The following is a 7890-nucleotide window of genomic DNA, read 5'->3' as shown; positions in this document are numbered from 1 at the left end:
GGCCGGCACACCTGCCACGCTCGACCGCAACGGACACACTCGAGCGGAATGGCCACAGTCGGGCATGAGCGCGGGCGCAGTCTGGATGCGGCGCGACCGCCGAGCGTGACCCATCCCATCGAGCGTGGCCAATGCGGTCGAGTGTGGCCAATCTCATCGAGCGTGGCCAATGCGGTCGAGTGTGGCCGGCACACCTGCCACACTCGACCGCAACGGACACACTCGAGCGGAATGGCCACAGTCGGGCGCCGTCAGCGCCCGTCAGGCCGCGGGCCGGGGGCGGCGCGCGTCAGGGCGCGGGCGCAGCGCGGCGCGCCAGGAAGAACGGATGCGGGGCGAGCCGTTCGCGGGCCAGACGGTAGGCGAGGGGAGCCCAGACGATGACCGCTACGCCGGCTCCGAGGAGGAGGCCGCCGATGGTGTCGCTGAGCCAGTGCGCGCCGAGGTAGGTGCGGCTGACGGCCATGAGGATCGCCCAGAGCGCGCCCGCGATCCACACCCACAGGCGCGGGAAGACGATGGCGAGAACAACGACCATCGTCGCCGCGTTCGCTGTATGCCCGGAGGGGAATGAACCGGTGTCGGAGTGGACGAGGATCTCCGAGGGGCGGGCGCGGCCGACCGTGTGTTTCAGCAATTGCACGCTGGCGAGCGAGAGCAGGCTCGCCACGGCGAAGAACGTTGCGGCCCACGGTCGCCGGAACGACAAAAGGAGAAGGAAGATCACGAGCGGCACGATGATCGAGCCGATGATGCCACCGCCGGCGTAGTTGAAGAACAGCGCGGGAGCCAGCCAGACCGGTGAGCGGTGTTCGACGATCTCGCTCATCCACTCGGCGTCCAGACCGAACGGCTCGGTCGGGCGGAGCGCGATCACGACACCGAGCAGCACCACCAGCACGACGGCCGCCGAGGCGGAGACGACCGGCCAGCGCCGCGAGATCTTGGCTGCCTGGGCGACATCGGTGTGGTGCTCCATGCCGTCCAAGCTACCGCGCGACGCGCGCCCGAACCTGAGTGGTTCGCGTCAGTGGGCGAGCTCGGGCACAGTGCGCGGTCGCACGACGAGCCACAGCGCGGCGATGCTGATCGCCGAACAGATCGCCATCACCAGCCCCATCGGTGCTGCGCTCTGCGTACCGAGCAGGCCGACGACGGGAGAGATGATTCCGGCGAGACCGAAGTTCACGGCGCCGAGAAGGGATGCGGCTGTTCCGGCCTCATGACCGTGACCGTTGAGCGCGATCACCTGAACGCACGGGAAACCGAACCCGCAGGCGGCGATGAAGAACCACAGCGGCACGACCACACCCCAAAGCCCAGCGTGCGCTTGATCGAGCACGATGATCGTGACCGCCGACACGAACATGACGATGGTCGAGACGGCGAGGATCCACTGCGGTCCGAAATACTTCGTGAGCCGCGCAGACGACTGCACGCCGATGATGATGCCGATCGAGTTCACCGCGAACAGCAGACCGTACTGCTGGGCGTCGAAGGCGTAGATGTCTTGGAACACGAACGAGCTCGACGACAGGTAGGAGAACAGCCCGGTGAAGTTCATGGCGCCGACGATGGCGATACCGACGAAGACGCGGTCGCTGAGCACCGACTTGTAGCGCTGGCGAACGGTCGAGTGCCCCGCATCCTGGCGCCGGGCCTTGGGCAGGGTCTCCACGATCCACAGCGAGACGCAGACCACCACGAACAGTCCGTAGAAGGCGAGCACCACGAAGATGCCTCGCCACGGCATCACGAGCAGCAGCTGCGAACCGAGCACCGGCGCGAGCACCGGGGCCAGGCCGTTGACGAGGGCGAGGCGGCTCAGCATCCGCACCAGGGGTCGCCCGCCGAACAGGTCGCGGACCATCGCCATCGCGACGACTCCACCGGCGGCGGCGCCGATGCCCTGGAACGCGCGCGCGGCGCCGAGCAGTTCGACGTTCGGGGCGACCGCGGCCGCCAGACAGGCGAGGATGTGCACGATCGTCGCCAGGATGAGCGGAAGCCGCCGCCCGACCTTGTCGCTCCACGGTCCGACGAGCAGCTGGCCGAAACCGAAGCCGATGGTCGTCGCCGTGAGGGTGAGCTGGATGGCCGCCGTCGAGACGCCGAACTCGTTCTCCAGGGTGGGCAGCGCCGGCAGGTACGTGTCGATGGTGAACGGCCCGAGGGCGGTCAGCGCACCGAGAATGAGGATGTAGGCCAGGCGCTGACGGCCGGAGAGCGAGTCACCGGGGTGGACGACGGTAGTCACGAAAATCCTTGCTGGGGAGAAAACGAGAACCGCGGTCGAACGACCGCGGTGCGAAGTGCTGGGTGGTGGCTGGATGCGCAGGTGCCGGGCATCCGCCGGCAATCGAATCGATTCGAGCGCGAGAACTCGTCAATCCTATCGGAAACCTGCCGCCGGATGTTACCGTGCACATCCCCTTTTTCCGACTGACTTCTCCCCTACGACAAGACCGAGGCGCGACTCAGCGGGGTTCGGCGAGCGCAGTGGGCGCAGTGGGCGCAGTGGGCGCAGTGGGCGCAGCCGGCGCGGCGAGGAGGGCCGCGAAGCCGAGCTCGGCGGCGCCGATCATCAGGATGCGCGAGCCCAGCTCGGCCCGCACGATCGCGAGGTTCTCGCCCGAAGCGCCGAGGGCCTGGCGCGCGACGAGCGATGCCAGCCGGTCGGGCGCCACGGCGTGCAGCGACCCGAGAAAGCCGCCGAGCACGATGAGTTGCGGGTTGAACACGTTGGTCGCGGTGCGCAAGGCGGTGGCGAGGAAGCCGAGTTGCCGGTCGATCTCGGCCACCACATCCTCATCGCCGTGCTCGGTGGCCGCCGCGAGTGCTAGGTCGAGTTCGTCGGGGTCGGCGGCGTCGAGCCCGAGAACCGTGAGCAGGGCGCGCTGGCTGACCTCCGTCTCGAGGCATCCGATCGCGCCGCAGTGGCAGCGCTCGCCCGCCGAGTTGACGAGGGTGTGGCCGAGCTCCCCGGCATAGCCGGACACCCCGGTGAGCGGCCGGCCGTCGACGATCACGCCGGCGCCGATACCGGATGCACCGCCGTTCAAGTAGACCAGGTCGGCCGTGCCGCGCCCGGCCCCGAAGAGCCGCTCGGCCTCGGCGCCGAGCCGCGCGTCGTTGGCCGCCTGCACGGGAAGCCCTGTCGCCGCGGCGAGCTGTTCGGCGAACGGTTCGTCCACCCATTCGAGGTGGGGGGCGAGCCGCACGACGCCGTCGCTCTCTCGCACGAGGCCCGGCACCGCGACGCCGATGCCGACGACGCGGGTCGCCGCACCGAGGTCGGGTCGCAGCCCGGCGATGACGGCGGCGGCGATGGCAGCGGCCTCTGCGGCCGTCGGCACGTGGTCGATCGGATGCCGCACCCGCCGGTGCACGGTTCCGTCGAGTCCGACGACGCCGACCGTCACGGCGTCGATCTCCGGGTTCACGGCGAGCGCGACCACCCGCGCGTCGGCGACGACCACCGGACTCGGCCGGCCGACCCGGTTGCTCGTGCCCGGTTCGCGTTCGGTGACCAGGCCGAGGTCCACCAGTTCGGCCACGAGCGCCCCGACGGTGGAGCGGTTCAGCCCTGTCGCGTGGGTGATCGCCGAGCGGGCGGATGGCCCGCCGCGGTGCACCAGCCCGAGAACCGTCGCCAGGTTGTGGCGGCGCACCGCATCCAGGTTCCGCCCGACACCGCTCGCGTTGCTCACCTCACGCACCCTACCGGTCGAGCTCGCTCAAGTGGTGGCACGCCCGCCGGTCGCGGGGATGCGCGTTCCCGTGACGACTTCGAGCAACGACCATTCGTGGTCACCGGGGCCGGTCGCGCTGATGCCGTCGTCCGACCGTTCGACGACGTAGTCGGCCGTCGACCCGTCCGGCGTCGTGACCGTGACGGTGCGCGAGCCGTTCTGCCCGGGGTAGACCCGCAGCGTGAGCCCGTCGCGGTAGTCGTAGTCGGGCCTGTCGTCGCGGCCACCGATGGGCAGCACCGCGCCCTCGCGTACATAGAGCGGGATGCTCTCGTAGCCGTGCGTCTCGCGTCGCCAGCCCCCTCCGTCGACCGTCTCGCCGGTGAGGTAGTTCGTCCAACGGCCGGCGGGAAGGTAGAACTCGACCTCTCCGGTCGCCGAGAACACCGGGGCGACGAGGAGGTCGGCCCCGAGCAGGTATTGGCGATCGACGTAGCCGACGGCCGGATCCTCGGGGAACTCGAGCTGCATCGGCCGCATCACCGGCGTGCCCGTCAGCGTCGCCTCACGACCGGCCGCGTAGAGGTACGGCATGAGCGACAGCTTGAGCTTGGTGAAGGTGCGGGTCACGTCCACCGCCTCGTCGTCGAACGCCCACGGCACCCGGTACGAGCTGCTGCCGTGCAGGCGGGAGTGGCTGGAGAGCAGGCCGAACGCCGTCCAGCGCTTGAACACGCCCGGGTCGGGGGTGCCCTCGAAGCCGCCGATGTCGTGGCTCCAGAAGCCGAAGCCGCTGAGGGCGAGCGACAGACCACCGCGTAGCGTCTCGGCCATCGACTCGTAGCTCGATGTGTTGTCGCCACCCCAGTGCACGGGCATCTGCTGGCCGCCCGCGGTCGCCGACCGGGCGAACAGCACGGCGTCGCCCTTGCCCCGCGCCTCCTGCAGCACCTCGAACACGGCCTCGTTGTAGAGCTGCGTGTAGAGGTTGTGCATCCGCTCGGGGTCCGAGCCGTCGAAGTACTCCACGCCGAGAGGGATGCGCTCTCCGAAGTCGGTCTTGAAACAGTCGACGCCCTGCGCGATGAGCCGGCGCAGGTGGTCCTGGTACCAGCGGGTCGCGTCGGGATTGGTGAAGTCGACCAGCCCCATGCCCGCCTGCCAGAGATCCCACTGCCAGACGTCGCCGTTCGGCAGCTTCACGAGGTAGCCCGCCTCCGCCGCTTCGGCGAACAGGGGGGAACGCTGGCCGATGTACGGGTTCAGCCACACGCAGACGCGCAGGTCTTTGTCGTGCAGCCGGGCGAGCATCCCCTCGGGGTCGGGGAAGGTGCGCGGGTCCCACTCGAAGTCGCACCAGTTGAACTCGCGCATCCAGAAGCAGTCGAAGTGGAACACCGACAGCGGGATGTCGCGCTCGGCCATGCCGTCGATGAAGCTGGTGACCGTCGCCTCGTCGTAGTCGGTCGTGAACGACGTGGACAACCACAGTCCGTACGACCAGGCGGGAACGGACGCCGGCCGCCCGGTGAGGGCGGTGTACCGCTCCAGGATCTGCTTCGGCGTGGGTCCGTAGATCAGGTAGTACTCGAGGCTCTCCCCCGGCACCGAGAACTGCACCCGTTCGACCGACTCCGAACCGACCTCGTAGGAGACGTGGCCCGGGTGGTTCACGAGAACGCCGTAGCCGCGGTTCGTCAGATAGAACGGAACGTTCTTGTATGCCTGCTCGCTGGACGTGCCGCCGTCGGCGTTCCAGATGTCGACGACCTGGCCGTTCTTCACCAGCGGCCCGAAGCGCTCACCGAGCCCGTAGACGAGTTCGCCCACGCCCAGCGCGAGCTGCTCGTGCGTATAGGGTCCCTCGCCGGCGACCTCCATGTGGCCGAGCGACTTGTGGCCGCTCGAGGTCAGAACGCGGTCGTTCGCAGCGAAGGTCAGCGACCAGGGCGCACCGTGGGCGACCGTGGCCGTCAGGTCGCCGGTGCGCAGCACGCCGGTCTTCTCGTCGACCACCACGGTCGCGTGACCCGTCTCGCGCGCCAGATCGAACGCGACCTTCTCCGCCACTCCGGTGAAGTGCTCGACGCGCACTCCGACGATGTTCGGCAGGGGCGAGGTCACGGTGACCGTGAGCGTCGGCCGGTTGAGTGTGTCGCCGCGGCGCTCGATGACCTTCGTCGGAGCGGTGACCGTGAGGCACTCCTCCCCGGCGACGATGTCATAGGCCTCGGCGGCGTAGAGGGGGGTGACGCCTTCGCGCGTCTGCCAGAACCCGTCGGTGAACTTCATTACTTGACTGCTCCTGCTGTGATGCCACGCGTCAGCGTGCGTTGGAAGATGAGGAAGAAGATGAGGGTGGGGATGAGTCCGAGCAGCGCCGAGGCACTGGTCGTCGTCACATCCATCAGGCGGTCGCCCTGCAGCACGCTGATGGCGACGGGCACCGTCTGGTTGTCGTTGCTGACCAGGAAGGTCAGCGGGATGAGGAACTCGTTCCAGGTCCAGATGAAGAAGAAGATGAGCAGCACGCTGAGCGTCGGCCGCGAGATCGGCACGACGACGCGCCACAGGATGCGCCACCGGCCAGCGCCGTCGAGGCTCGCCGCCTCCAGCACCTCCTTGGGGAAGGTCCCGTACACGCTCGACAGCAGATAGGTGCCGAACGCGCTCTGGATCACGGTGAAGATGATGATCACGCTCCACGGGTTGTCGTAGAGGCCCACCTGTTTGAACATGAAGTACAGAGGGTAGAGCAGCGCCTCCTGCGGCAGCATGTTGGCCAGCAGGAAGAGCACGAGGATCCAGGTGCGTGCCTTCACCCGCCCGATGCCGATGGCGTAGGCGTTCAGCACCGAGATGAGCACGGCGAAGATCGCCACCGCCCCGCTGATGAAGACCGAGTTCCAGAGCTTCTCGGGAAAGTTCACCCGGTTCCAGAAGTTGACGATCCCGTCGGTGTAGACGTGCGTCGGCAACTGGAGCGGGCCGCCCTGGTTGTAGTCGCCGGGCGACTTGAACGAGTTGATGAGGATCAGCAGGAACGGCACGGCGATGAGCAGCCCGATGATGATGGCGACGACCAGGATCACCCAGTCGCTCGCCGTCTTCTTGGGCTTCTGCCGGTGGAGCTTGCGCGCGGGCTGCTGGGGCACATCAGTCGTCGGGGGCTTGCGTGCGATGGTGGTGGACATCAGCGCTCGTTCTCCCTGCGCTCGGCCCGGGTCTGGGCGATGATGAAGAGGATGGCGACGGCGACGATGACGACGGTCAGCGCGGTCGCGATGGTGGCGCCGTAGCCCACCTGCTGGCTCTGGAAGAACTCGCTGTAGGAGTAGTAGCTGGGCACGATCGTCGCCGTGCCGGGACCTCCCCGGGTGAGCGTGTAGACCGGCCCGAACACTTTCAGCGCGGCGATTGTGCAGGTGAGGGTGACCACGAAGATCTCCGGCCGGATGATCGACACCGTGATCGACCGGAACCGCTGGAACCAGTTGGCGCCGTCGAGTTCGGCAGCCTCGTAGAGCTCCGGGTCGACCCGCTGGAGCGCCGCCATGAAGATGACCACCGGATACCCCAGCTGCACCCAGACCATGACGACCATGATCGAGGCGAGGGCGGTGTCCGGGTTGCCCAGCCAGTTGTGCTGCAGCGCCCCCAGCCCGACCGCCTTCAGCACGGTGTTGAGAGCGCCGTTGTCGGGCCGCAGGATCCAGCCGATCACGATCGCCGCGATCACGACTGGGAGGATCTGCGGCAGGTAATACGTCGCCCGCAGAAAACTCGCGAGCCGGCCACCGAACTTCTTGCCGATCAGGTCGAACAGCATCGCGGCCAGCAGGAGCCCGAGCAGCGTCGGCACGACCACCATCGCCACGATCATCGCGACCGAGTTGCCGAACGAGGTCCAGAACTTGTCGTCCGCGAACAGTTTCGTCCAGTTGTCGAGCCCGATCCACTTGGGTGGCCGGATGCCGCGATAGCTGGTGAAGCTCAGGTACACGTTCCAGACGAGGGGCACCAGAACAATGACGGTGAGCAAGACGAACCCGGGAAGAAGGTAGAGCCAGAACGACCCCCGACCGCTCACCGGAAGCAGCGCCGCGTTCGGTCTCTTCGCCGGGCGCCGCGGGGTCTTCCCTCGGGCGCCGGGCGCTCTCTCAACGACCGCATCGACCATGACGAGTCTCTTTCTTTC

Annotated in this window: 6 protein-coding genes; all 6 read right to left on the bottom strand. The window is 68.0% G+C overall.

Annotated elements, in window-relative coordinates; genetic code table 11:
• Positions 1-289 precede the first annotated feature (289 nt).
• The 6 genes from ACFVWR_RS18695 to ACFVWR_RS18670 all read right to left on the bottom strand — a co-directional run bounded on the left by ACFVWR_RS18695 (position 290) and on the right by ACFVWR_RS18670 (position 7872).
• The gene (locus tag ACFVWR_RS18695; protein WP_387215804.1) at positions 290-979 is read right to left on the bottom strand and encodes a phosphatase PAP2 family protein; all 690 of its coding nucleotides are present in this window, start codon (positions 977-979) and stop codon (positions 290-292) included.
• A 48-nt stretch (positions 980-1027) separates the two neighbouring features.
• On the bottom strand, positions 1028-2257 hold the full coding sequence (locus ACFVWR_RS18690) for a multidrug effflux MFS transporter (protein ID WP_387215801.1): 1230 nt from the start codon (positions 2255-2257) through the stop codon (positions 1028-1030).
• A gap of 220 nt (positions 2258-2477) precedes the next feature.
• Complete coding sequence (locus ACFVWR_RS18685) at positions 2478-3710, bottom strand: ROK family protein (RefSeq protein ID WP_387215798.1); 1233 nt, start codon at positions 3708-3710, stop codon at positions 2478-2480.
• A gap of 27 nt (positions 3711-3737) precedes the next feature.
• On the bottom strand, positions 3738-5984 hold the full coding sequence (gene yicI, locus ACFVWR_RS18680; protein ID WP_387215795.1) for an alpha-xylosidase: 2247 nt from the start codon (positions 5982-5984) through the stop codon (positions 3738-3740).
• Positions 5984-6886: a carbohydrate ABC transporter permease gene (locus tag ACFVWR_RS18675; protein ID WP_387215792.1), complete on the bottom strand. Its 903-nt coding sequence runs from the start codon at positions 6884-6886 to the stop codon at positions 5984-5986. Before ACFVWR_RS18675 ends, yicI begins: the two co-directional genes overlap by 1 nt.
• Positions 6886-7872: a carbohydrate ABC transporter permease gene (locus tag ACFVWR_RS18670; RefSeq protein ID WP_387215807.1), complete on the bottom strand. Its 987-nt coding sequence runs from the start codon at positions 7870-7872 to the stop codon at positions 6886-6888. The genes ACFVWR_RS18675 and ACFVWR_RS18670 overlap by 1 nt, the downstream gene beginning before the upstream one ends.
• Positions 7873-7890 lie beyond the last annotated feature (18 nt).

Source organism: Leifsonia sp. NPDC058292 (assembly GCF_042880955.1).
Classification (GTDB): Bacteria; Actinomycetota; Actinomycetes; order Actinomycetales; family Microbacteriaceae; genus Leifsonia.
The sequence above is the reverse complement of the archived record's forward strand: the minus strand, read 5'-3'. Positions and strand labels throughout refer to the sequence as shown.

Bases quoted from the DNA above. Each gene is read 5' to 3' on its own strand.
- yicI (WP_387215795.1), bottom strand. From the start codon at position 5,984: ATGAAGTTCACCGACGGGTTCTGGCAGACGCGCGAAGGCGTCACCCCC.
- ACFVWR_RS18670 (WP_387215807.1), bottom strand. From the start codon at position 7,872: ATGGTCGATGCGGTCGTTGAGAGAGCGCCCGGCGCCCGAGGGAAGACC.
- ACFVWR_RS18695 (WP_387215804.1), bottom strand. From the start codon at position 979: ATGGAGCACCACACCGATGTCGCCCAGGCAGCCAAGATCTCGCGGCGC.
- ACFVWR_RS18675 (WP_387215792.1), bottom strand. From the start codon at position 6,886: ATGTCCACCACCATCGCACGCAAGCCCCCGACGACTGATGTGCCCCAG.